The sequence below is a fragment of the Dictyobacter arantiisoli genome (assembly GCF_008326305.1).
GTDB lineage: Bacteria > Chloroflexota > Ktedonobacteria > Ktedonobacterales > Ktedonobacteraceae > Dictyobacter > Dictyobacter arantiisoli.
The window spans coordinates 77,382-101,758 of record NZ_BIXY01000014.1; the positions used below are offsets into that span (position 1 = coordinate 77,382).

Genomic DNA, 24,377 nt, shown 5'->3' on the forward strand with positions numbered 1-24,377 from the left:
CACAAGCTTCATGAGGATCAGCACGTATATTTTTTTGCTAATGGGCATTGTGAGTTGTTTGGTTGGGTGTCATCTAGCTCTGTTTTTTGTCGAGGGAAGAGTTATACATGAGATATGCGTATGTCTCTCCCCATTTTTTATGTAGGTGCCGTTACTTGTTTTTTTGGGGCGTAGAGCCAAAATTCATTGTGACATTCTGGTTATCGCCCTGAGCGTAGCCATGGACATCTCCAGTGATCTGGATGTTGTATTTGCCCATGGAGGCTTGCTGGGGTTGGACGAGTTGCATAACGCGTTGGGCGGCCTGGATAACGTCGGGATCCTGGTCTAGTTGTTCTTGTTGAAGGGCTTTCATAAGAGGTTTTTGATAGATATCGGGATCGCCTTCATAGTCTGCAAGGATTTCTTGAGCTTTGGGTTTGTGTTCAAATTTGCGTTGGATGAGAGTTTTGAGTCCCTGGTATGCGTCTTTAATGGCATCAGTAGCAAATGCCTGAGCCCCTGTTGCCAGCGCTGTTAAAATAAGAGTATTTGCATCCATGTATTTTACTCCATAATGTATGCGTTTTGGTAAAATTACGAATAAGCAAACTTGTCAATACAGTATATGTTGCTCAATTAGTTTAAGCAAGGTTGACAACCATTTATGCTAATCACCAATTAATGGAGGACGACCGGAACGCGCGGCTAGCAACTCTATTAGCCAATGCATCTTGACATGCGTTGATCGCATTCGTTATACTCAGTCCAATAGTGGGAGAAAAACCCGACAAATAATCCTTGCAATCCGCGTGCAAATAGAGTGGAGCCATATGCCACAAGAAATAGTATCGGGAGCATACCTTGTCCTTCAGAAAGGCTCTCTGGTCGGCAAGCGTATCGAATTGTGGAAAGAGTGTACAACAATCGGCCGGAGCCGCGATAGCGATATCTTTTTAGAAGATATCAGTGTTCATCGCAAGCAGGCCCGTATTTTGTTTACCCACGATGGGTATGTTTTACGCGATGACCATGGGAGTAACGACAGCTTTGTCAATGAACAGGTGATCAGCGAACAGCTGTTGAATAGCGGCGATATACTGCAATTCGGCAATACGCAGATGACCTTCTTTGCCAACGAAGGTACGCGTCCATTTCAATTACCCTCGTCACGGGGACGCGAATTACATATCGGGAAGACCCCAGCATCCAGCACAACTACCATCGCCCGTCTGCACATCACCGGTACCCAAAGTCCAGGCACGATGCACAGCATTGAGCTCCTGCCCAAAATGATTATTGGACGTAGCCGCGAATGCGATATCTTCCTGGAGGATCTGACGGTCAGTCGTCACCATGCAACGCTTCATGAAGTCAACCATGGTGAGTATGAAATTGTGGATAATCACTCTGCGACGGGTACTTTTGTCAACGGAAAGCCGATCAACCATTGCACACTCCATGAAGGGGATGTGCTTCAAATTGGCAATACAACCTTCGCGCTGCGCTTCTCTGCTGTATGATGCCGGAATAGGTATGCTGCTTCTCTTCTCTAGCTTTGACAGCGGCCTACCTGCCGCCCTGGATCTTTCAGGAAACTGGTCCCAGACGCTGACTCAGGTATGTCACCCGCTCTTTGTAAATATCAACTTCACTGCCATCCAGGCGCTTGATCGGAGGAGCATAAGCGCGGGTATAATGCATAAAACGACGTACTTCCCGTAGTGTATCGCGCTCGTACTGACTTCCCCTTTGCCGCACCTGTGTAGCAGAAACATCCCGATACACGGAATCAAAGGGCTGCATATGTACATACTGAGCAAAGCGCTTGTTCTGTGGCTGCTCAAGCAGTTCCGCCACCTCTTTTTCGCCCCCATTGCCGCGCGGCGCCACCAATAATTCAGCCTGCGCGAACAGAGCCTCTAGAGCGGCGTCGCGATCAGCATAATAATGCGGATCAAAGATCTGGACAATTTTATCAAAGCCCATCAAGAAAAGTACCCGCTTCACGCGAGGAAAAGTACGGCGTATCGCTTGCGCCTGCTCAACGTAGAGGCCACGATTAAATAAGAGAATACCGGTCCGGGGCATCCGTTTATGGAGAATGCTTTGTAGCAACGTAATGCGGTCCAGGATTAACGGGCGCTCCACGCCTTCTTTATCCACGGTACGCTTACTAAAAGCAGCATAGAGGTGCATTCCATGCCGTGCCTGTATGTAGTGCTGTGCCTGTTTAAGCAAGGCAATATGCGCCACTGTGGGAGGATTAAACGAGCCAGTAAAGACGATCACGGTATTGTGTGGTGGCTCTGTTCCAGGCACACACAACGCCTCCGCCTCATTAGACGGATGCAACTGATCAAGAACACATTGCACACGCTTCATACGCTGAAGCATTTGAACTGAGATATACATAATTCGACATCGCTTCCAGATGTTGCAAGACAAACATAGTCTGATCTCATCATTGTATCATTGTGTGACAAGAGATATCACAAGAGGGTAGGAAAGCCAGGGCTTTCCTACCCTCTTTTAGGCCGCCTGCGGCGGGGAGGGAGAAGGAATGGAGTGGGGACACCCCACGCCCCGGCAGGGGGACTGCGGTCCCCCTGCACCCCCTGCATGCACTTTAGGGGGTACAGGGGCAAATTGAGGAAACTTCCCACACTCGGCCGGGACTGCCGTCCCCTGCACTCCCTGCATGCGCTTTAGGGGGTACAGGGGCAAATTGAGGAAACTTCCCACACTCGGCCGGGACTGCCGTCTCCTGCACCCTCTGCATTATGCTTGTAAGAGACGGCGGAGGACGGTTGGGAGGATACCTCCGTTCTCATAATAGATTACATCAATTGCACCATCGAGACGGGCAATGGTCTGGAAGGAGAAGGTCGAGCCATCCTCACGCGTCACGTTGACCGTGATCTCCTGACGCGGCTTCAAACCCTGTTCAATTCCCAGAATGTCGTACGTTTCACGTCCGGTGAGGCCCAATGTGTCCTTACTTTGACCAGGCAGGAATTGCAAGGGTAAAATTCCCATACCGACCAGATTGCTGCGGTGGATACGCTCAAAACTCTCTGCGATAGCAGCACGGATACCAAGGAGCAGGGGTCCTTTAGCAGCCCAGTCGCGTGAGCTACCAGAACCATATTCCTTGCCTGCGAGCACGATCAAAGGAACGCCATCCTGCTGATATTGCATGGAAGCATCATAGATGGTGGTCTCAGCTTCATCGGGCAGATGACGGGTATAGAAGCCTTCCTTACCCTCCACCAGACGGTTGCGCAGGCGGATATTGCCGAAGGTGCCGCGAATCATCACCTCATGATTGCCACGACGGGCACCATAGGTATTGAAATCACGTCGAGCTACCCCATGTTCTACCAGATATTGTCCGGCGGGACTTTTCTCGGCGAAACTGCCAGCGGGCGAGATATGGTCCGTGGTGATTGAATCATCCACCATCACCAGTACACGGGCTGCCTGGATGTCATGCAAGGGGGCTGGCTCGGGCGTAATATCCTTGAAGAAGGGCGGCTCTTGAATATAGGTGGAATTGGGGTCCCAATCAAAGAGGGGACCAGTCGAGTTGGAGAGTGCCTGCCAGTGCTCGTCACCCTCAAAGACATGGGCGTAGTTCTTCGAGAACACGGCTGGCGTAACAGCCTTCTCAACCAGTTCTCGTACCTCTTCCTGGGACGGCCAGATATCACGCAGATAAACCTTATCACCATTGGCATCAGTTCCAATTGGATCAGTTGTCAGATCGATATCAACCGTACCAGCCAGGGCATAGGCAACAACAAGTGGGGGAGAGGCCAGGAAACTTGCACGCACCTGGGGATGGATACGACCTTCAAAGTTGCGGTTCCCGCTCAAGACAGCCGCCACGATCAGGTCATTATCCTGTACAGCTTCAGCGATCGGCTCGGCCAGTGGGCCACTATTCCCGATACAGGTGGTACAACCAAAACCGACCAGATGGAAACGCAGAGCCTCCAGATAAGGTACCAATTCCGCGTTCTCTAGATAGTCCATGACGGCGCGCGAGCCTGGAGCCAGACTGGTCTTAACGGCAGGATTGACCGAAAGCCCTCGCTCAACGGCACGTTTGGCAACCAATCCAGCAGCGATCATCACCGATGGATTTGAGGTATTAGTGCAACTGGTGATAGCAGCAATCGCGACCGAACCATTGGTCAGATGCGTCTGTACTCCACCCAGATCAACCATCGTTGTGGCAGGTTTTTCGGCGACCGCAGTCGCGGCACCAGTACCAGTTTCAACAAGAGTAAAGCGATCAGCATAGGCGCTACGGAATGTCTGGGATAATGCGCTCATTGGCACACGATCCTGTGGACGGCGAGGACCGGCCAGGCTGGGTTCGATGGTGCTCAGATCCAGTTCTAACAGATCATCGAAACGGGGCTCAGGCTGATCATCGGTACGGAATAGTCCCTGGGCTTTGGTATAGCGCTCCACGAGATTAATCAACTCGGGATCACGCCCGGTATCGCGCAGATAGCGCAGGGTAATCTCATCCACTGGAAACAGCGTAGCAGTCGCGCCAAATTCTGGCGACATATTTGAGATGGTAGCACGATCAGCCAGACCTAACTGACTGAGACCAGGACCAGTAAATTCGACAAACTTTGAAACCACACCGCGCTTGCGCAGTATCTGTGTGACAGTCAATACCAGGTCGGTCGCCGTTGCGCCTTCTGGCAATTTTCCAGTCAGGCGTACGCCGATCACCTCTGGCGTTAATAAATAGAGCGCCTGGCCCAATAGGACGGCCTCAGCTTCAATACCACCCACACCCCAGCCCAGCACACCCAGGCCATTGATCATGGTTGTATGTGAATCAGTACCCACCAATGAATCTGGATATGCCACTGTCTCGCCAGCATCATCCCTGGTCATCACGACCGACGCCAGATATTCCAGGTTCACCTGGTGAACGATACCAGTGCCAGGAGGCACCACGCGGAAATTATGAAACGCCTGCTGGCCCCAGCGTAACAAACCATAACGCTCACTGTTACGCTCATATTCACGCTCCACATTCCGCGCAAACGCCAGTGTCGAACCAAAGGAATCCACCTGGACTGAATGGTCGATCACCAGATCGGCAGGCACCAGCGGATTAATTTTCTGCGGATCACCATTCAAACGAGCAACTGCTGAACGCATCGCTGCCAGATCAGCAACCGCAGGCACACCAGTGAAGTCCTGGAGCAGGACACGTCCAGGCAAGAAAGGATACTCGGCCTCACTAGAGGATGCGGTGCCGGGCTGCCAGGCAGCCAGTGCCAGTACATCGTCTTCCGTCACCAATTCATCACCAGCGTGACGCAGCAAATTCTCCAACAAGATTTTCACAGTAAACGGAAGTCGCTCAAGGCCTTGCACACCGCGCTCAGTCAGTGCCGCCAGGCGATAGTAATAGATAGTGCCCGCCACACCATCCAATGGCGTGCGAGCACCAAATACATCTTTGTAGGTCGTCATATCAGATCCTTTTAGGAATACTTCTTGTAGGGAACAGATGACTGCACAAAAGCCTGCGCGAGCCAAACCTACAGGTACAAACAGCTTACATTCCGTCCTTATTATATAGCATCCTCAGAATCTTTGTAGGCATGCATTTCTCTATACAGAGAGTACCAACAAGCTATACTATATATATAAAATAAATCTTAGCAAGTGTAAGGTGCCATGTAAAGCTAGCCCACGCAAAACCGTCTCACCGATCCTACATTCACGACCAACCAGATGATTGAGGGCGAAGCCAACCATCTCTTCTTTTTCCTTTTCAGCATAGATGAGCAATGCATAAAACGCTTTATAACAATAGAAATCAGAGGTACTATGTTACATCCTGAAAGCTCCGCCTTCCGTCTTTATAAACAGAGGATAGCATGATCCTCACTTGTGGAGGAGGAAAAACGATCCTTGCGTCTTTATTGGTAAATATATAGCGCAAAAGCGTGGTGATGAGCGTATATATAGCAGAAACTCTATTTTGAATGCTGTGAGAAAAAATTGCAGGGACAGGGAAAAAACCATTCGAAGTCATCTATTGATGGGGGTATAAAAAGAAACATTTCAGCAAGTCAATGGACATTGCGCTCGATACTCGCTATAAGCCAGTCGAGCAGGAAGAAGATGAGATAAGAGAGAAGAATTTACAGCATCATGTTGCTCAGCAGTGATACACTATGTGCAAATGATGATACTGATGTGCTCCATTCTCTTGTCATAGAGGTCAGAGTGGGCACTCTCTCTCTATTGACAAAGCAGTAATAATTTCTATACAGTAGAGAAACGATGCATTCTATGCACACAAGAATTGCGTAGGACAGGGAGGACGGACGGTCATGGGGAAGTGTTTGGACTTCAAAAGTTGCGGATTTGACAATCGAGACGGGGCTCGCTTCTGTTCACACTGCGGTATCCCCATCAAGGGCACCTTGCTACAAGGCCGCTATCAAATAGAATCCCTGGTCGGAAAGGATCGTGGGACGGTTACTTTCCAGGCTACTGATCAGCATGCCCGACAGCCAGTGACGGTGCGGGCACTTATTCCAAAGGATACAAGTGCCCGAGAGCGCGAGGATTTCTTGCAGGATGCTGAATTAGCGGTGTCTTTATCCAGCCATGTGAATGATCCAGGCAGCATCCGCGTGATTGATTATGGGCAGGATGGTCCAGTAGCCTTTATGGTGAAAACAGGAGCTGCGCCCAATCCTGAGCTACCGCCTATCTCAACGCTGTCCCGGCTTGTGAATCGTATATCGAGTGACCTCTTTCCACAAACACCTGTACCTGTCAGTACCAGGGATGAAGAGGCGACACAACTACGGATCGCGGTGCCCGGCGCGCGAGAGAGCGCTGTCAAAACGGGTCAGCCCATCGCCAATCGACAAACGCCCATCCCTGAAGCTCATGACTGGCTCTCGGAGGGCAATCTGGCGTATGAGCAGGGTGTCTATGGACAGGCACTGGCTGCCTACGAAATGGCATCCCAGCAACAGACAGCTTCAGTCGAGGCATGGAGCGGTAAGGGGGCCACCCTGTTGCATCTGGGAAGAGCAGAGGAGGCATTACAAGCCTATAACCACGCGATTTCGCTCAGCCCACATGATCCAGAACTGTGGACCTCACGGGCCAGTGTACTGCACGATCTTCAACGCTATGATGAAGAGATGTACTGCTATGATCAGGCGCTCACATTTGATCCAAATTATGTGTACGCCTGGAGTGGACGCGGCATGGCGCTGGCAGAACAGGGCTACGCTGAAGAGGCCCTGGTTGCTTTTGATCGCGCCTTGCTCCTGGATCCTCAGCAAAGCACCATCTGGCAAGCGATGGGGGATACTCTCTACAGTTTACATCGCTATGACGAATCCTTGATTGCTATTGATCGTGCCTTCGCGCTTGACGACAGCCAACCCGCGCTCTGGGACACCAAGGGCAATATCCTGCGCCGTCTGAAGCAATCCGATAAGGCGCTCGTCCTGCATGAACGAGCCGTCGAGCTTGATCCCAACAATGCTACGATCTGGTTTGATAAGGCCAATGATTTACGAGATTTACGTCTTTATCGGGAATCCCTGGCAGATTATGATCAAGCTTTAGCACTTGACCCAACATTAGCTGGCGCGTGGTATAATCGAGGCAACGTATTAGCAGCACTCAGGAACTATGAAGATGCGCTCGATTCTTATGATCACGCCCTGCAATACGATGACGGCCTCATCTCAGCCTGGTATAATCAGGGAAGTCTGTTGCATGAACTGCACCGCCATCAAGAAGCACTGGCCGCCTTTGATCGTGCGCTCTCGCTCGATGTGCATTACATTGCAGCCTGGAATAATAAAGGACTCTCACTCTTCGCCCTGGGCCGACTCGATGAGGCACTGGCCGCCCTGGATCAAGCAACATCCTTTGCGCCTGAAGAACCAGATGCCTGGTATAATAAAGCGGTTGTGCTGGAAAAGCTCGGTCGCACATCAGAAGCCGTCACCTGCCAGGATTGGGCCAGCTCACTCGACCAACAGGTCAGGCAACAAGAAGAAGAGCAGAAATAAAGAAGAGGGAAACGTTCATTCATCTGGCAAAACTTCGTTCGCGCTAGTGGTCAATGCCGAGCCAGTTATCTATCCAGAAGCCTGCTATCTATCTCACGCGACAAATCATCTCATCGGTGCCACTGACCAGGTGCCCCTAGCTACCCGACATCTACGAAAGGTGTCATGCATATACGGAGGAGGGAATGCGACGCTGCGCCGATCAGGTTGACTGCGGATATGACAACCGGGACAGCGATTTATTTTGTAGAGCATGTGCATTACCGTTATTAGACACCGCATTGGCTGGTCGTTATATTGTGGAGGCTCTTCTGAGCAAGGGTGGTTATGCGGCAGTATTTCGCGGTATAGATAGAAACCTATCACGTCACATTGCCATCAAGGTGCTGTTACCCAGTAAAACTACGCCCAATGAACGCGATCACTTTTTGCGAGAAGCACGGATCGCCGCGACGCTAGATCACCCCAACATTGCTCCCATACTCGATTATGGCAAGGATGGCTCAAGCGTCTTTCTCGTCATGCCTTTATATACGTATGGTTCTTTGCGAACCCGGCTCGCACAGGTAAATGGCCCGCTGCCGATTCAGGAAGTTATCCATAATTTTCATCAACTCGCCAGTGCGCTCTATTATGCTCATACCCGCCAACGCCCAATTATTCATCGTGACATTAAACCTGAAAATATTTTAATCCATCAAGAGGATTATCGCCTGGTAATTACTGATTTTGGCATTGCTCGCTCCCTGGAACCCGGGGCACGTGTGGGCAAGACGATTACGGTCCGGGGCACGGTCGGCTATATGGCCCCCGAGCAGAGTAGCGGCATCGTCGATCCTCGCAGTGACCAGTATGGTAGCGCAGTCGTGCTGTATGAAATGTTAACCGGCTACCATCCATTAGATCCACGCGGGGGTGCTATTCCCCCGGTTACGACGCTGAATCCAGATCTGCCATCCGTGCTGGATACGGTACTTCAGCGCGCCCTTGCGACCCATCCCGAAGATCGCTATGCGGATATGATGGAATTTATGCGTGCCTTCGATTACGCCTATCGTCCTGGTGCGAGGGGACGGAATTCGCTCTCTGGTTCGGTGCTCCATGATTCGTCTGGCAGCACGCCACGCCATATGACGAATTCCTCGCGCGTTAGTACGCCCCCGGTAGTACGGAGCACGAATAAAGCGCGGATCTCTCCCAATAGTACCTATAATCAAAATCAGCAATATCCATCAGCGCAGGCCAATGTCAGCACAGGCAGTATTCGTGAAAAGTGCCGTGAGGGTGATCAGTATCTCAAACAACAGCTCTATTCACAGGCATTGCAGGCGTACGAAGAAGCCTTGCGCATGGATCAACTGAATTTCTACGCCTGGAATGGCAAGGGAACCGCGCTGTATAATCAGGGAAATTATCGTCGCGCCCTGGAATCCTACCAGCGAGCAACTGAGATTGAACCAAACAATGCTGTGGTCTGGGTGAGCGCAGGATTAGTGCTCAACCGCCTACAACGCTATCAACAGGCGCTGGTCCACTTTGAACGGGCCCTCTCAATCGATCCACTCTATGTGGCGGCCTGGAATGGTAAAGCTGATACACAACTGGATATGAACACACCTGAAGAGGCATGGGCATCCTATGAACAGGCATTGAAGATTGACGCACGCAGTTTCCACGCATGGAATGGTCTGGGCAATGCGCGCTCAGTACTGCATGATTTTACCGGGGCCGTCGACGCCTACACCCGTGCCCTGCTGATCAATCCCCGCAGTGCGGTAGCCTGGTGCAATAAAGCCGAAGGACTGATTCGACTGGGGCACAATAAAGCGGCGCTCGATGCCTTAAACGAGGCCACTGAAATGGATAAAAATTATCCTCGTGCCTGGTTATTAAAAGCTGAGGTGTATGAGTCACTGGGTAATACACAAGAGGCGCAAAAAGCGCGTCGGCGTGCTAACCGCTGGGGAGGATATAAAAACTAACTGGAGTCATCCACATCCTTCCCCGCTCAACGCACGCACTGCGCTGGCGGGGAATGTCCTTATCCAATGCATGAGAGAGAGGAGAGAAGAGGAGGGGAGAGGCGTACTATTTGGGCAGAGAAGTATGCCTGCTTGTCCGCAGACGCTCTTCTTTCTTCCACTTGCGGGCAAAAATACACAGTTCGTACAATGCACGCAGGATAACTTGAGGTTTTGCACCCGTTGCCTCACCGCCAGCGCGTGGCAAATGTTTCACACCCACTTCGGTATAACTATAGCCCGCACGTTTGAATTTATACATAATCTCAGCATTAATCATCGCGCCGCCTGTTTCAAGATCAAGCGTCTGGAAGAATTCTGCTCGATAGAGCTTAAAGGCACAATCCAGATCGCGGACCTGCACCCCAAAGACCAGGCGTACTAACTGCTTCCAGCCCCAGGCATTCAATTTGCGAATCCAGGGATCGTGACGAGGATTGCGATAGCCCAGCACGGCATCGTGATCCTCCAGCAAGGGAAAAAACTGTTCAAGATCGCGAATATCAAACTGTCCATCTGAATCCATAAAGAAGACGAGATCCTTGGAAACGGCATGGAAACCAGTGACCAGAGCTGCGCCATAGCCTTTATTGGCAGGGTGGTTGATCAAGCGGATGCGCGGTTCAACCTGTACTGTATGTTCCACCAGAGTGCGTGTACGATCTTTACTGCCATCATTCACCAGCACAATTTCAAAATCATGCGTCCAATTCTTCAATGCACTCACCACGACAGAGAGGGTATGCTCGATCACAGCCTCTTCATTATAGGCAGGCAAGACTACAGATATGCTATGGACAAGTGGTGTTTTTTCCGCTGAGGCAGGCGGCAATTCAACCTCCTGTTCAGGCAAAACACCAACCTGTATGGGATGCGCGTCCATCGCCGACAAGGCCACCACACCGATAGTCATCCCCAAACTGGCGAGAGCTTTCCAGAGCACAGCATAGCAAGAAAAAGCACCCGGAACCTCATTCAAAGAGCCAGAAAAAAAATGCCGCTGTCTCATCGCCTGATAACCTCTTTCTCCACTATCGTGACGCATACATTGCATGATAAATACCACACTTTTAGTCTACAGTACAGGCCAAAAATCAAACATCCTCTGTATGTACACTCGTAAACAGTGCTCATAGAGAGGATATCTGGTAGCAAAATAAGGCCAGGAAAGCCAGAATGACATGAAAGATGAGGAGCGTTACGGAGGACATTTATTCAAAGAGTATATCATCCAGCAATGGAGGACGCTGGGGTCTATCCTCTTCAGGATCGCTTAAATTAAGAAAGATGTTTACAAGGACAGCACTAAGTAGAACGGCAAGCACAACCACAAACATTAGCAATAATGCAACCATAATGTCCCTGCCTTTGATGAAAACCGCGCTTCTCGCTCCCTATACTATTACATTTTATCTCTATTCATATATTACTAACAACGCAAACACCAAACAACTATCCAATATTCCATCCAAAAAAAGATCAAGAGAAGGAATAGAATCTTGTCGCTCACTTGCAGGCAGGCGCTTGCGCGCCTGCACCCTTTTTAGTATGTGGTGTAGAAAAAGTTCTGCGAACTTTTTCTACACCACATACTAAAAAGATGCTTGAGCACCATCGGTGCGAAAATTCATGCACTGAGATCGTGAAAAGCATGGGAATCAAGCGCTCTCTCAGCTCGGCTTTATACAATTTTGAAAACGTGAGCTCAAAAATGCATCGCGCCCACCCTTTGTAGTGTGTGATGGAGAAAAAGTTCTGCGAATTTTTTCTCCATCACACACTACAAAGATGTTTGAGCACCATAGGTGCGAAAAAACATGCGAGAAGACCGCAGAGACAATAGGAATCATAGTACAGGTATGGGTGCTCACTATTTAAATTTCTAGAGGGTGGCAGCAATTGCTGGATCAATACGAGGAAAGAGTAGCGTGCCACCAGCAATCCTGGTAAGTGGAACACTCCCCCAGGCACTCTGTTCATCCCAGGCTCCAGCCTCAATCGGTGGCAATCCCAATTGCTCCATGATACGAGAAGCGGAGGTGGGTAGATAGGGTGCGAGGAGAATAGCAAGGATGCGCGTGGCTTCTGCAGCACTGGCAAGCACAGTATCCAGATGTTGTTCCTCGGCGGGATTTTTGGCGAGTTGCCAGGGAGCATTCTGCTCAATGTACTGGTTCACACGCTTCACAAAGGTCCAGATAGTCGACAGTGCCTGTCCAATCTCCCAGCGCTCAATAGATTGCTCGGCTCGGCGACGGATGCTTTTCGCCATACCCTGTAGCTCCAGCTCAAGTGCTCCCGCGGGTCCGGCTAGCGGGACATTTCCCTGGCGATAACGGTTGAGCATCGAGACGACACGATTGAGCAGATTTCCCAGATCGTTGCCGAGTTCATCATTGTAGAAGCGCAACAATCCAGTACGTGAGAAGTCTCCATCTGAGGCAAATGAGAGCTGGCGGGCCAGATAATAACGTACTGCATCCACACCAACTTTGTCGACGAGTGTCACGGGATCGATGACGTTGCCGAGTGTTTTGGAGATGCGATGGCTCTCCAATGCGAGGAAACCATGCACAGCAATCTGTTTGGGAAGTGGTAAATCAACCGAGAGCAACATAGCGGGCCAGTAGAGACAGTGGAAACGCGTGATATCTTTTCCAATTACATGCGCATCGGCAGGCCAGTAATGCTGAAATTGCTGCTCATCAGAGAGGAAACCTACGGCAGTCAGATAGTTAGTCAGGGCATCGAACCAGACGTAAATGACGTGCTGTGGATCACCAGGCACCGGAATTCCCCAGTTTTCGATACCCGCCCGTACCTGACGCGAGACAGAGAAGTCACGGAGTCCTTGATGAATGAAAGAGATCACTTCGGCCCGGCGTGAGGCAGGCACGATAAAATCAGGATGCGACTCGATATGCGCCAGAAGCTGGTCACTATATTTGGAGAGCGCGAAGAAGTAATTCTCTTCATCCAGCCATTCTGGGGATAGCGAGGGATGACTTGGACAACGTCCACCTATCAAATCTTCAGTATTATAAAAGGTATTACAGTTGGGACAATACCAGCCAGAATAGGTAGCGCGGTAGATATCCCCTTTAGCGAGCGCACGTTGAAACATCTCCTGGGAGGCACGGATATGCTGCGGCTCAGTGGTACGCATCCAATAGTCATAAGATAGATCGAGCTTGCTCCAGGCATGGCGGAACTGTTCATCCAACGCATTGATCCAGGCGTGGGGCTCGACATTGTGGGCACGGGCCGTCTGCAAGACATGCAAGCTATTCTCATCAATACCCATGCTAAAAAAGGTATCGTGTCCGCGCAAGCGATGATAGCGGGCCACGATATCGGCGGCAACCTTCTCCAACGCATGCCCAATATGTGGCGCACCATTGGGATAATCAATGGCGGTCGTCACATAGTAACGTGGCTTATCAGTAGCTGACGTACTACTGGCGGTATCAGTAAGGGGCTCTATTGTCATGATTTCATCCTCTATAAACTGAAAGGGAGGCAACGAAACGCAAAAAGAAAGGAGTGCAGATGGTGTCATCTGCACTCCTGAATTTGCTCTGTCGAGATACTTTACTGCTTCAGAGATCCGCTATCGCACGAGAAGGAGGACACAGACACTTTACGGCATACCATCATTGCCATCATATTCATATGAGGCATGGGTATCCGGGAACGCATGCTATGCATAAAATATTGAGAATTTGATTGTGTCTGTAGCAAAGTGTATCAACTCCCCTGCTGCACTATAAACTGGGCAGTGCTCATCAAAGTTACGCATTTAAAAAGGCGTCTTCTGTAAGTGTAGCGAGAAATGTCCTCTTTTGTCAAGTTTTTATGTCTGAGATAGAAACTGGAAATCACACGGGATAGATTTTCTTCATCATAATTCGTACATAGAAACTTGATCAAGATTGTCATAAATACACATGCCAGAGCCATAAGGGATGTGTTACAATGGTTCCAATCTCATCATTCTACAAGAAATGATGCTATTTTAAAGATGACAGCGGCGCACAAAGATCGATATGCTAGTATATTCTCGCGAAAGGGCTTCTCATATGGATGGTTCAAACGCTACGACACAGGCAGATCGGATACTTGATCTTGGTACAGAAGGATGCAGTCGTTTATTAGAGAATATTGCAGATGCCATAGCGGATCTATCAACAGGTCAGACGCTCCTTGTCATCGCCAATGATCCAGCCGCACCGCTGGATATTAAGGTCTGGTGCCGCACCACTGGCAATCCCCTGTTGGATGTCAATCTCCTCGAAAACACCTATCTCATCCAAAAAAAATAGGGTATTCCAAATCTCATCCTACGAGCATCCCACTCGTAGGCCATTCCTCCCCAACATCCGTGCCAGTGGACAGTGCAGAGCGTTGGGGCGAGAGCGTTGTACGAGCAAAGGTAACGGGGTTGGGTCACAGCACGAGAGTGAGCTGGTTGCGCACTCCCGCATGCGTTGGATCTGGCGTCCTGCTCTCACGCATGAGATGTGAAAAGTCTTGACTTTTGAGTTTTTATTGGGTACTATTGATAGTACAACATCATTTATAGGAGAAACAACGCGTGATAGCTTTTAATTAACCATGGATCAACCGTGTAACACAGGTGGTGACAGCTTTAGTATGCCCTCAGAGGATACTGGCTGCGCTGAGTGGTACGGTACCTGTTAATGAAGGCTTTTCGTTGTTATCCATCTCATCTGCACTTTCATTTTCTCCCTACGCAAGAATAAGATGCATGTTATCCTTCTATTAGCAGGCACACCACCACTCAGTTGTTAGCTATACAGTCATAGCATACAAGCTCTCACGGCAACGCACCTACCAGGAATGGATAAACACAAACCCAACCAAACAACAAACACATAGATAAAACACGCTGTCACCAGACAGCTTCCGAGAAGAGAGCTTAAAGGAGCATAATTTGCCGGAACACGATTTACCTCGTACAAACGATAAAAAAGATGAGAACAATGAACAGAAACCGATGCGCGGCTTGCTCGCCGATGCCCCGATGCGGGCAATCCTGGTCAGTATCGATTCAAAAGAGACGGATTGGCCCATTGGTGAGTCGCTGGATGAGTTGGAGCAATTGGCAACGACAGCAGGCGTAACGTGCGTTGAACGTGTGATACAGCGCATGGATCATCCCCATTCCGCGACCCTGCTGGGTTCGGGAAAGGTAAAAGAATTAGCCGAAATGCTGCATGGGCAGGATTGTGATGCGGTGATCTTCGATCTGGAGCTACGCCCTAATCAACATCGCAATCTTGAACGCGAACTGGAAATACAGGTACTGGATCGTACGGCCCTGATCTTGATCATCTTTGGTCAGCGTGCCCGTACACGTGAGGGCCGCTTACAGGTTGAGTTGGCACAGGTCGAGTATGATCTGCCACGCCTGACGCGTCAATGGTCCCACTTATCCCGTCAGAGCGGTGGTGGTACCAATCAGCGTGGTGAAGGTGAAAAGCAGATCGAGGTTGACCGCCGTATGCTACGGCGTCAGAAGGATCAACTGGAAGAAGAGTTGGATCTGGTACGTAGCCAGCGCCAGCTCCATCGTGAGCGCCGTAAATACGCTGGCGCGCCCGTCGTTGCCCTGGTAGGCTATACCAATGCAGGTAAGTCCACACTCCTCAATCAGTTAGCTGGAGGGATACAGACACTGGCTGAAGATAAGCTTTTCGCCACGCTTGATCCTACCACCCGTCGCGTACGGCTGTCAGGCGGTCAGGAGATACTTTTCTCCGATACCGTGGGCTTTGTACAACGCCTTCCTACGACGCTGGTTGCGGCCTTCCGCGCCACACTGGAAGAGGTGTCCGAAGCTGATCTCCTGGTTCACGTTGTCGATGCCTCACATCCCTACGTTCACCATCAAATTGAGGCCGTCGAGCAGGTATTGGAAGATATCGGCGCGGGCGGTTTGCCAATGGTGCTGGCCTTGAATAAGGCCGATCTCTTGCCAGAGAATCTCGTGATTCATCTCAAAGGGATCGCCGCGACCTTGCCGGTCGTCAAAGTCTCAGCCATGCAAGGCACAGGTGTTGAGGATCTGTTACGCAGCATCAGCAACGCCCTGATCGAGCAGTTCGTCAGCCTCGATGTGATCCTTCCCTACGATCGTGGTGATCTGGTGGCTCAATTCCATCAGTATGGCACGATTGAGCTTGAGGAATATGTAGAACAGGGTACGCATCTCCGTGGACATGTGCCCGACAACCATAGTGGACCTTTCTATGCCTATCAGCAAAACACAAAGCGTACCACAAAAGTTATGGGCAAAGTTCAATTCATCCAGCAGGAAAAAGCGGTATTAAAACCCTGATCGACAGAGCATATCAGCTTTTTGACAGGAAAGGCACGGCGTACAACACGCTCGTGCCTTTCTTTCTGCCCTCTCCTGCTTCCCCAAACTCCATAGATCCCATTCATTGAGCCGCTAAATGATTTCCAAAGATGGCTTCTGCCTCACGAAGGGTGGATGCCTTTGCACAAAGTATCTTGCATACAAGCAACTATTGTAAAAGCATTCTGTGTGTTTTATACTTGTCCACATGCAGTGCGGTAAGAGAGGATTGTTTCTCTCTCAAGAGGAGGTTTTCATGGATAAGATTGAGGATTGTCTAAGCTTCTATCTCGGCAAGGCATATCAGCGCGTCACGCAGTCGGCCAAATTGCGCCTGGTTCCCTATGGAATCACGCCCGTACAGTACGCGCTGCTCAAGGTCCTCTGGGAGCACGATCAGCAGAGCGGTGCCGAATTGGGCGAGCGCCTGCTGTTAGATAGCGCAACGATGACAGGACTGCTTGATCGTCTGGAACATGCGGGGCTGATCGAGCGCAAGGCGCATGAGACCGATCGCCGTGTGAATAGGGTGGCCCTCACTGCTCGTGGGCGCGATCTTCAAGCACCACTTGACCGTGAGATGGACCAGATGAATGAGGATTTTCTCGGCGACTTGCCTCCTGAAGAGAGAAAGCTTCTGCGGAATCTGCTCGTGACCATTGCTGTCTGGAAGCAGGCGGAACATCCATCTGCGAATTGATAGCAGTTGAGAGAGAAGCAAATATCACGACGAAACCTCATGAGGGTACTACGCACGTGGACGTTTTCACAAAAGATTGTAAAGCGAGGATTCTTTTTATGTTTTTTGATACAAAAATCGCATTGATTATTCGAGACGATTTAGCAGTATGGCAGAAGATGAATGTAGCAGCATTCCTGACAAGCGGAATTGCTGCCTCTTACCCGGACAGTATTGGAGAATCATACGAGGATGCATCCGGGAATAAGTATCAGCGGCTCATCGGTCAACCTATATTGGTTTATGGAGCTGATCGTGCCGCCTTAGCACGGGTGCTGGATCGCGCGCTCTCACGAGGTGTACAACCTGCACTTTATACCGAAGAGATGTTTTCGACCACCCATGATGCTGCCAATCGTGATGCTGTACGCAGTGTCGAACGAGAGAGTCTGAATCTGGTAGGTCTCGCCATCAGAGCAGAGAGAAAAGTCGTCGACAAAGTTGTCGATAAACTGAAGTTTCATCAGTAACTTCATAAGGGTCCACCCATATCGGAAAAGGTGAGTGCAATCGACCACTACTATCCACCAGCAGCGTACACTATTCGCTGGCAAGGTCTCATAGCTTGATAAAAGGGATGGGAATGGACGAGCATGCAAAGTCTGGTTGCTTGCGATAGAATGAAGCAACGCTTCTGCAGGCCAGTATAGGATACAGAGAGTTTGTGTGCTGCTTTTGCCGAAAGGGGTTAAGAGTATGGTGCCATCGAACCGCGTCCCACCTGAACAGCCAGCCAACGAGCTAGTGATGCCACAGCGACGAGGACATGGATGGCTCTCGGCACTCATTATCGGTCTGCTCCTATTCGTGATCTCTATCCTGGTGATGTTTTGGACGGAGAATAGTAATCTCTATCCCACTGTCATTATCATCGGCAACTTTCTCATTCCAATTGTATTTGTAATCTTTCTCTATGATCATCAGAATATCAGTTCTCTGTCGGCGGAGACAATCGCCAAAAGTTTCGGTATGGGAGGCATCCTGGGGACACTGGGCGCGGCGGTCCTGGAAGCCCTGCTCGTTCCCCCACCAACCGCGAATGGAAGGCTATCATTTGGTGCTGGCATGCTGGTGGGGCTGATCGAGGAGGGATGTAAGATCCTGGCGGTTGTATGGCTGGCCCGTAAGATGCGCCATACCTCAGCTCTGGATGGTCTCTTGCTTGGGGCTGCAGTTGGTATGGGTTTCGCGGCCCTCGAAAGTACTGGCTATGCATTCACTACCTTCATGATGGGACAAGGACATTTCGGAAGCTCAATTGTTATCACCATCTTCCGTGGCCTGCTGGCTCCCTTTGGACACGGCACCTGGACCGCGATACTGGCCTCGGTCCTGTTTCATAACAGTTACAACAACCGCTTCCACATCACACCCGCCGTCATTATCACCTATCTCTTTGTCTCCATCCTGCACGGAGCCTGGGATGGCTTACCACAGACTATCTATCTGGTCATCCCTCCCGGCATCCCTCTCTCGGTCTCAAATCTGGTCATCAGTTGCACTGGCCTCATCGTCCTCATCATCTTCTATCGCGTCGATGCCCGTCCGCACCTCCGCCAGCCAGCCCGGGGATAGATTGTCTGCGGCCCCTTACATATGCCTGACAAGCTCAAGTATTGATAAACCGACAGCATGCAGTAGCATTGATTATCATAAAACAGCATGGTATACTAAGATATCATTGCTGCTGCTAGCGATATACGATTTCTTTCGCAATACAAGAACGCAAATAGTTATACGTAGATATGCATGCACGTGTATTGTATCGATCCTCTCCTACATATCGATCGCTGTTTGATCGCTAACTTTGCCTTGTAGCGCGTGGTATACAAGCGAGTGCATCTCCCTCTTGAAGGAGGAACAGCTATGGTTGAGCATTCTGCCTCGGTAATCGTTAAAGCGCCGGTTCATCAAGTCTACGAACTCTTCACGCATTTCAACGATTTTCCCAAATTTATGAGCTTTGTCAAAGAGGTGACATATCACGATGATATGCGCAGCCATTGGGTTGTCAAAGTCTTAGGTCAGTATGAATGGGATGCCATCAATGAAGATTGGATTCCAGATAAACAGATTGGTTGGCGTTCAACACGTGGTTTGAAGAATACGGGCAAGGTAAAATTCCATGCTCTGGGTCCTAACCGTACCAGCGTGGATGTCTATATTCGCTATACTCCTCCAACCGGACCACTGGGCAATCTCGGGAATCATTTTGGAGCCAATGGCTACTTTGACGCCAGCCTGCATAAAGATCTCGCTAACTTTGCACGTATGGTCGAGGAGGCTCCCGTTGGAGCACTTGATCCTATGTCCTCACATTATCTGTTCCATGAGGAGAGCGCGGCCCGCAAAGGGGATATCACGCCCCGTCAAAAAGCAGCCATGGAACGCGATCCCATGATGAGTCCACAGGCCTTATCGGAACGTGAGGCAAAAATCGCGCAAGAGGCCACACTACGTCAACAACTGGCAGCCACCCAGGCAACTGAACGGCAACGAAAACTGGAAAGTGAACAGGCACGGCAACGTGAGCAATCCGAAATTTTAGCCAGGGAAGCGATCAAACGCCAACAGGAGATGCGGGAACGCGAAGAGGCGCGGCGCAAAGCAGCCTCTATTCCCTTAGATCCTCGCCATACCTATGCGGCCTGGGCCCATGGATTGGGTGATAAGGACGGTATGCGAGCTCGCATACCCAACTTTGCACAGGACCCGATGACCTCACGTCGTCCCCGTAAACCCGTCATTTCCGCCAAACCACAGGGCGAAGAGTAAGCATTTCTCCTTCATCAGGACAACCGTTTGGGCTTCTCTTACGTGTACATGATATAGGATAGCTTATCAGCCCAGAAAAAAAACTATGACCAGGTTTGCTCCCCATACTGCTAGATAAAGCAGAGCAAACCTGGTCAGTTCATTCTTAGTTGTCAGAACTGTCAATCATCAAAAAGACACACATTTACCTATAGATATGTCCCTGTTATGTGGATAAAGGAGGAACAACGGTATGTCAGAACATCAGGGTTCAGTGGTCGTACAGGCACCACTCCAACAAGTCTATGCCTTCTTCAGCCATTTCAATGATTTCCCCAAGTTTATGAGCTTCATTAAAGAAGTTACGTATGATGACGAGCAACGCAGCCATTGGGTGGCTCAGATTGTTGGAACACATGAATGGGATGCCATCAACGAAGACTGGATTCCCAATCAGCAGATTGGCTGGCGCTCGACAAATGGGCTAGAGAATAAAGGACGGGTACGTTTTGCCGCAGTTGATGCCAGCCGCACACGGGTCTCTGTTTATATCAGCTATACACCACCAGCAGGCGTAGTCGGAAAAATCGTCAATTCGCTGGGTGTGAACATACGCTTCGAGGAAGTCCTCCAACATGATCTTGAGAATTTCGCCAGAATGGTTGAAGAGGCACCCGCCGGGGCTCTCGATCCGATGGATTCCCATTACCTGTTCCATCAGGGCAGTAGTGTAGCGAAGAATGAAATCACCGCGCAACAGAAAGCATCAATGAACGCTGATCCCATGATGGATCAGCAGGCGCTGCAATCCCGTCAGGGCTCCATTCAACAGGAAGAGCAGCTTCGCCAACGGCGACGCCAGCAAGAAGAGGCTGAACACCAGCGGCAACGTGAGCGCACTGCGCAGGCTGCCCAGGAGCAGGCTGAAGCCTTACGCAGACAGGCTGAAAAGGATACCGCCAGCCGGGCCAATGAGCCAGCCGAAACCACGGCACAGCCCGAGCTCGATCCCGTGCATGACACCATTGGTGGCCGCAATGCCTCCATGGATCGCACCGCCCTGGGAGATAAAGATGGGCGTATGGAGCGCTTCCCGCAGCATCATGAAGATCCTATGTTAACGCGTAGACCTAAAAAAAACACCTCGGTCAATACCCAATCGGCGGCCGACATCGAAACCGAATCGCCCTGGCGCAACAACATCTATGGAACCGATGCCGCACGCGATCCCAATCGCTTACCCGCTGAAGAAGACCTTCCTCAAGAGAAGTAATATAACCGCATGTATTCACTAATGATAGCCCTGGCCGAAATGGTGGGGCTATCATCTTCTGTACGAACTGAACCTTCCAAAAACCTTCTCTTTCAGGTCGCAGGCACTGCACATCTTGCAATCATTCAGCAAATATCATTATTATACATCAAGGTCGGCTATTTTGTAGCAAACGCACACTCTCCATGAGCACAAAGGAGTATATCATGTTAACTCAAGAAATAAACGCGTCACCATCTGTACGCGTCGCAATTATCGGCTATGGCTTAGCCGGTTCAGTATTTCATGCCCCATTGATCGATGCGATACCCGGGATGCAGGTTTCTGCTATCGTGACCAGCAAGCCAGAACGCCAGCAAAGCGCTCATCAACGCTATCCTCATGCCAAAATCCTAACGCATGTCAAAGAGCTCTGGCACGATGCCGGTGACTATGACCTCGTAGTCGTCGCGACCAGCAATAGTACTCATGTCACACTGGGTAGCGCCGCCATGCGGGCAGGTCTCCCGGTGGTCGTCGATAAACCTATGGCCGCCACTGTCGCTGACGCCCAGCGACTCCTGAGCACCAGTCAGGATACCGGTCAGCTCCTTACCATCTTCCAGAATCGACGCTGGGATAACGACTTTCTGACTGTCAAAAAGATCCTGGCATCTAATCTATTGGGACCGATTACCCGCTTTGAATCTCGCTTTGAGCGCTATCGTCCAACCCCACGGCACGGTGTCTGGCGCGAGTCAGCCGATCCCCAGGCGGCTGGCGGTCAACTCTATGATCTCGGTAGCCATCTGATCGATCAAGCCTTACACCTCTTTGGAACGCCTGAACAGGTCTACGCTGAAATGGAGATCCGCCGCCCCGGAGCCCTGGTCGATGATGATAGCTTTGTAGCTCTGCGCTTTCCCAGCGGCATCACCGCTCATCTCTGGATGAGTCAGGTCGCCAGGATATCCGGGCCACGCGTACGCCTCTGCGGGCTGCACGGCACTTATGAAAAATGGGGACTCGATCCTCAGGAAGACGCGCTCAGGGCAGGCAAACAGCCTGGAGCAGCCGATTGGGGCAGCGAGCCCCGCGAATTATGGGGCCGCGTCTCAACTACGCTCGAAAGTACTGGACTGCATCTTGATGGACCCATTGAAACGGTCCCAGGAGCCTATGAACAATTCTATGCCGGGGTGCGCGATTCTATTATCCAGATTGCTCCGGTCCCGGTAGATCCTGCCAGTGTGATCGATGTCATTCGCGTCATCGAAGCAGCCCAGGCCAGCGCCCGTGAGCATAGTGTTATCACCTTTTAACAGGCTATAGGGTGCTCACTGATCAGGATAAGTAGGATTTTCAGATGCCGCTTAGCGATAGCTTGCGTACCAGTGCGTGGCGGCTTCCAGAAAGGCAACGCCTTGTTCAAGGACGGCCAGGGCGTTTTCGGTGCTGTGAGATTGCTCATAATAGGTATGCACACATTGCGAGAAGCGGCGTATGCTCCGTCCCAGCGGAGCATTGGCGGGCAGCAGATACATAGCTGATTGTTTGGAGAGCCGCCAGATTTCAAGGGGTTGCGGAGCCTGTAATGCCAGGACGCTATACATCACGGGCCAGACATCCGTACACATATAGCGGACGCGCAGTTGGAGGCGATTTCCACCGGCTTCCAGGAGTTCGGCCGCTACTCTGGCAGGGACATGCTGGGCACGCTCGATTGTCTCTCTGGCGCGTTGTAGCAGCTCTGGCAGGGTTGCTTCTGGCACGGGAAGCGTACCATAGAGCATATGATAGGCTCCCGGAAGCGGTCCTCCATGCTGATGGGCCGTTTGCGAGGAGGTGACATATGCCTGGATATATTGGAAAGGCGCGAGATCAATCGCTGTGAGATCACGCTGGATTGCCATGCTGAGCGGCAGGGGCAGTTGTCCCGCTGGTGTGAGTAGCGTAGCAGAGAGATAGAGCCGAAAATCAATATCACTACAGCCCTCGATAATGCCACCTTTCAGGGCCGAACCATGGATCAGGATACCTTGCAGAGCATTCTGAAGATGCTGCCAGTAAATGCGAGCGGCGGCCTGAGCAACGGCACGCGCTTCGGGCACAAGAGGAGCTACATCAAACATGAAACCACTCCTTTTTCTTTCATAGAAGATGAACGAGCATCAGGATTTTGCGATCAAACGATATCAATCCGCTATCAAGCGCTATCAATCCACGATCAAGCGATATCAATCCAATAGCGTAACTTTTTGACGGGAGAGCCTTCAATATAGACTGCATTTTCAAATTGTCCGCCGTTATATTCAATCACTTTCTTCGAACCAATATTGGTTTCATCGCAGGTCACCAACGCACGTGTAATCCCCAGGGCCAGCGCCTTACGCAATCCTAACTGCAAGATCTGGCGGCCATAGCCCTTGCGCCGCCAGGAAGGGCGAATTTGATAGCCGATATGACCGGCAACCTTCAAAAGAAAGGCATTCAATTCGTGGCGCACCGTCAGAGTGCCGACATAGACACCAGACTGCTCATCGCCTTCGATCAGCCAGTAAGAAGTATATGGCACATAATTGGGTGGGAGAGAGGAATGTGGAGCAAAAGCAGTTTTACGCATCTGCTCCACAAAGCTATCAAAGTTGCTCATTAGATAATTCCGGTTGTATTGTAAAAAGACCCCTTCCTGCTGAAACTCCTGTAAAGCCTCCAGGAAGCTCTCCTTATATTGTGTCTGTGGCTCGGTTAGAAACAGCATCAATCTGTCCTCTCAATCAACCAATTATCACCTATTGTCGGGTGGATCAACTCAATCTTGCAATCTCCCTCCACCGTAGGAGCCACCCTTCACGGACAAGACCGCTCAACGAACGAGGATCTCGATGGAGAAGTGTAGGTGCGTGCCAAGGCCGCAGCCGAGGTGCGCTTTCCTCGTCTCGTACCTCCATTTCGCCCCCAACGCTCTCCTGGACACTATGCCACGACCGAGGGAATCGTACGAGCAACGGCAAAGCGCACCTCGGTTGCGACCCTGTCTGTTACCCACATATTTCTATTCAAGTGTGAGTTCAGAAGCCAGGTGAATTCCTTCTACAAGCGTTTGGATGTATAGCCAACCTTTCCAGAGGGTTTTCCAGCCTGGCTCTCCGTCTCC

18 protein-coding genes are annotated in these 24,377 nt (G+C 50.7%); 11 read left to right on the forward strand and 7 right to left on the reverse strand.

Translation table 11 applies throughout. The features are described 5' to 3' along the window. Positions 1–151 precede the first annotated feature (151 nt). Complete coding sequence (locus F1593_RS06790) at positions 152–541, reverse strand: Het-E N-terminal domain-containing protein (protein WP_149400801.1); 390 nt, start codon at positions 539–541, stop codon at positions 152–154. Between the two features lie 271 nt (positions 542–812). On the opposite strand from F1593_RS06790, the gene F1593_RS06795 reads away from it, so the two are divergent. Further along, the gene (locus tag F1593_RS06795; protein ID WP_149400802.1) at positions 813–1,502 is read left to right on the forward strand and encodes an FHA domain-containing protein; all 690 of its coding nucleotides are present in this window, start codon (positions 813–815) and stop codon (positions 1,500–1,502) included. A gap of 67 nt (positions 1,503–1,569) precedes the next feature. Here F1593_RS06795 and F1593_RS06800 read toward each other — a convergent pair whose 3' ends face one another. Both F1593_RS06800 and acnA read right to left on the reverse strand, forming a co-directional pair. Continuing rightward, complete coding sequence (locus F1593_RS06800; protein WP_172631921.1) at positions 1,570–2,301, reverse strand: nucleotidyl transferase family protein; 732 nt, start codon at positions 2,299–2,301, stop codon at positions 1,570–1,572. Between the two features lie 459 nt (positions 2,302–2,760). Beyond that, positions 2,761–5,490, reverse strand: a complete 2,730-nt coding sequence (gene acnA / locus F1593_RS06805) for an aconitate hydratase AcnA (RefSeq protein WP_149400804.1) — start codon at positions 5,488–5,490, stop codon at positions 2,761–2,763. An 869-nt stretch (positions 5,491–6,359) separates the two neighbouring features. On the opposite strand from acnA, the gene F1593_RS06810 reads away from it, so the two are divergent. Further along, positions 6,360–8,072 carry a tetratricopeptide repeat protein gene (locus F1593_RS06810; protein WP_149400805.1) on the forward strand — a complete coding sequence of 571 codons (1,713 nt, stop codon included), beginning with the start codon at positions 6,360–6,362 and terminating at the stop codon, positions 8,070–8,072. A 185-nt stretch (positions 8,073–8,257) separates the two neighbouring features. Beyond that, positions 8,258–10,054 carry a serine/threonine-protein kinase gene (locus F1593_RS06815; protein WP_149400806.1) on the forward strand — a complete coding sequence of 599 codons (1,797 nt, stop codon included), beginning with the start codon at positions 8,258–8,260 and terminating at the stop codon, positions 10,052–10,054. Positions 10,055–10,160: 106 nt separating this feature from the next. On the opposite strand, the gene F1593_RS06820 is transcribed toward F1593_RS06815, so the two are convergent. Together F1593_RS06820 and metG are read right to left on the reverse strand one after the other, a co-directional pair. Beyond that, positions 10,161–11,102 (reverse strand): glycosyltransferase family 2 protein, encoded by a 942-nt coding sequence (locus F1593_RS06820; RefSeq protein WP_235932508.1) that lies wholly within the window; start codon positions 11,100–11,102, stop codon positions 10,161–10,163. 873 nt (positions 11,103–11,975) lie between these two features. Then, positions 11,976–13,583, reverse strand: coding sequence for a methionine--tRNA ligase (gene metG / locus F1593_RS06825; protein WP_172631922.1), 1,608 nt, complete (start codon positions 13,581–13,583; stop codon positions 11,976–11,978). 589 nt (positions 13,584–14,172) lie between these two features. Between metG and F1593_RS06830 the strand changes: the two genes are divergently transcribed. From F1593_RS06830 to F1593_RS06865, 8 genes are all read left to right on the forward strand, one after another. Then, the gene (locus F1593_RS06830; RefSeq protein WP_149400808.1) at positions 14,173–14,415 is read left to right on the forward strand and encodes a sulfurtransferase TusA family protein; all 243 of its coding nucleotides are present in this window, start codon (positions 14,173–14,175) and stop codon (positions 14,413–14,415) included. A 632-nt stretch (positions 14,416–15,047) separates the two neighbouring features. Further along, positions 15,048–16,454: a GTPase HflX gene (hflX, locus tag F1593_RS06835; RefSeq protein ID WP_235932509.1), complete on the forward strand. Its 1,407-nt coding sequence runs from the start codon at positions 15,048–15,050 to the stop codon at positions 16,452–16,454. Between the two features lie 277 nt (positions 16,455–16,731). Next, positions 16,732–17,175, forward strand: coding sequence for a MarR family winged helix-turn-helix transcriptional regulator (locus F1593_RS06840; RefSeq protein WP_149400809.1), 444 nt, complete (start codon positions 16,732–16,734; stop codon positions 17,173–17,175). Positions 17,176–17,273: 98 nt separating this feature from the next. Then, positions 17,274–17,684: a DUF2000 family protein gene (locus F1593_RS06845; RefSeq protein ID WP_149400810.1), complete on the forward strand. Its 411-nt coding sequence runs from the start codon at positions 17,274–17,276 to the stop codon at positions 17,682–17,684. Positions 17,685–17,910: 226 nt separating this feature from the next. Then, on the forward strand, positions 17,911–18,789 hold the full coding sequence (locus tag F1593_RS06850) for a PrsW family intramembrane metalloprotease (RefSeq protein WP_149400811.1): 879 nt from the start codon (positions 17,911–17,913) through the stop codon (positions 18,787–18,789). A gap of 291 nt (positions 18,790–19,080) precedes the next feature. Continuing rightward, the gene (locus F1593_RS06855) at positions 19,081–19,989 is read left to right on the forward strand and encodes an SRPBCC family protein (RefSeq protein ID WP_149400812.1); all 909 of its coding nucleotides are present in this window, start codon (positions 19,081–19,083) and stop codon (positions 19,987–19,989) included. Between the two features lie 232 nt (positions 19,990–20,221). Continuing rightward, positions 20,222–21,241 carry an SRPBCC family protein gene (locus tag F1593_RS06860; RefSeq protein WP_149400813.1) on the forward strand — a complete coding sequence of 340 codons (1,020 nt, stop codon included), beginning with the start codon at positions 20,222–20,224 and terminating at the stop codon, positions 21,239–21,241. 206 nt (positions 21,242–21,447) lie between these two features. Continuing rightward, positions 21,448–22,542, forward strand: coding sequence for a Gfo/Idh/MocA family protein (locus F1593_RS06865; protein ID WP_172631923.1), 1,095 nt, complete (start codon positions 21,448–21,450; stop codon positions 22,540–22,542). Between the two features lie 51 nt (positions 22,543–22,593). Here F1593_RS06865 and F1593_RS06870 read toward each other — a convergent pair whose 3' ends face one another. Together F1593_RS06870 and F1593_RS06875 are read right to left on the reverse strand one after the other, a co-directional pair. Continuing rightward, positions 22,594–23,352 carry a hypothetical protein gene (locus F1593_RS06870; RefSeq protein ID WP_149400815.1) on the reverse strand — a complete coding sequence of 253 codons (759 nt, stop codon included), beginning with the start codon at positions 23,350–23,352 and terminating at the stop codon, positions 22,594–22,596. 95 nt (positions 23,353–23,447) lie between these two features. Beyond that, positions 23,448–23,981 (reverse strand): GNAT family N-acetyltransferase, encoded by a 534-nt coding sequence (locus tag F1593_RS06875; protein ID WP_149400816.1) that lies wholly within the window; start codon positions 23,979–23,981, stop codon positions 23,448–23,450. Positions 23,982–24,377: the final 396 nt, after the last annotated feature.

Excerpts from the sequence above, each read along its gene's own strand:
- F1593_RS06790 (WP_149400801.1), bottom strand. The coding sequence starts at position 541 with ATGGATGCAAATACTCTTATTTTAACAGCGCTGGCAACAGGGGCTCAG.
- F1593_RS06795 (WP_149400802.1), top strand. The coding sequence starts at position 813 with ATGCCACAAGAAATAGTATCGGGAGCATACCTTGTCCTTCAGAAAGGC.
- acnA (WP_149400804.1), bottom strand. The coding sequence starts at position 5,490 with ATGACGACCTACAAAGATGTATTTGGTGCTCGCACGCCATTGGATGGT.
- F1593_RS06810 (WP_149400805.1), top strand. The coding sequence starts at position 6,360 with ATGGGGAAGTGTTTGGACTTCAAAAGTTGCGGATTTGACAATCGAGAC.
- F1593_RS06815 (WP_149400806.1), top strand. The coding sequence starts at position 8,258 with ATGCGACGCTGCGCCGATCAGGTTGACTGCGGATATGACAACCGGGAC.
- F1593_RS06820 (WP_235932508.1), bottom strand. The coding sequence starts at position 11,102 with ATGAGACAGCGGCATTTTTTTTCTGGCTCTTTGAATGAGGTTCCGGGT.
- metG (WP_172631922.1), bottom strand. The coding sequence starts at position 13,583 with ATGACAATAGAGCCCCTTACTGATACCGCCAGTAGTACGTCAGCTACT.
- F1593_RS06830 (WP_149400808.1), top strand. The coding sequence starts at position 14,173 with ATGGATGGTTCAAACGCTACGACACAGGCAGATCGGATACTTGATCTT.
- F1593_RS06840 (WP_149400809.1), top strand. The coding sequence starts at position 16,732 with ATGGATAAGATTGAGGATTGTCTAAGCTTCTATCTCGGCAAGGCATAT.
- F1593_RS06845 (WP_149400810.1), top strand. The coding sequence starts at position 17,274 with ATGTTTTTTGATACAAAAATCGCATTGATTATTCGAGACGATTTAGCA.
- F1593_RS06850 (WP_149400811.1), top strand. The coding sequence starts at position 17,911 with ATGGTGCCATCGAACCGCGTCCCACCTGAACAGCCAGCCAACGAGCTA.
- F1593_RS06855 (WP_149400812.1), top strand. The coding sequence starts at position 19,081 with ATGGTTGAGCATTCTGCCTCGGTAATCGTTAAAGCGCCGGTTCATCAA.
- F1593_RS06860 (WP_149400813.1), top strand. The coding sequence starts at position 20,222 with ATGTCAGAACATCAGGGTTCAGTGGTCGTACAGGCACCACTCCAACAA.
- F1593_RS06865 (WP_172631923.1), top strand. The coding sequence starts at position 21,448 with ATGTTAACTCAAGAAATAAACGCGTCACCATCTGTACGCGTCGCAATT.
- F1593_RS06870 (WP_149400815.1), bottom strand. The coding sequence starts at position 23,352 with ATGTTTGATGTAGCTCCTCTTGTGCCCGAAGCGCGTGCCGTTGCTCAG.
- F1593_RS06875 (WP_149400816.1), bottom strand. The coding sequence starts at position 23,981 with ATGCTGTTTCTAACCGAGCCACAGACACAATATAAGGAGAGCTTCCTG.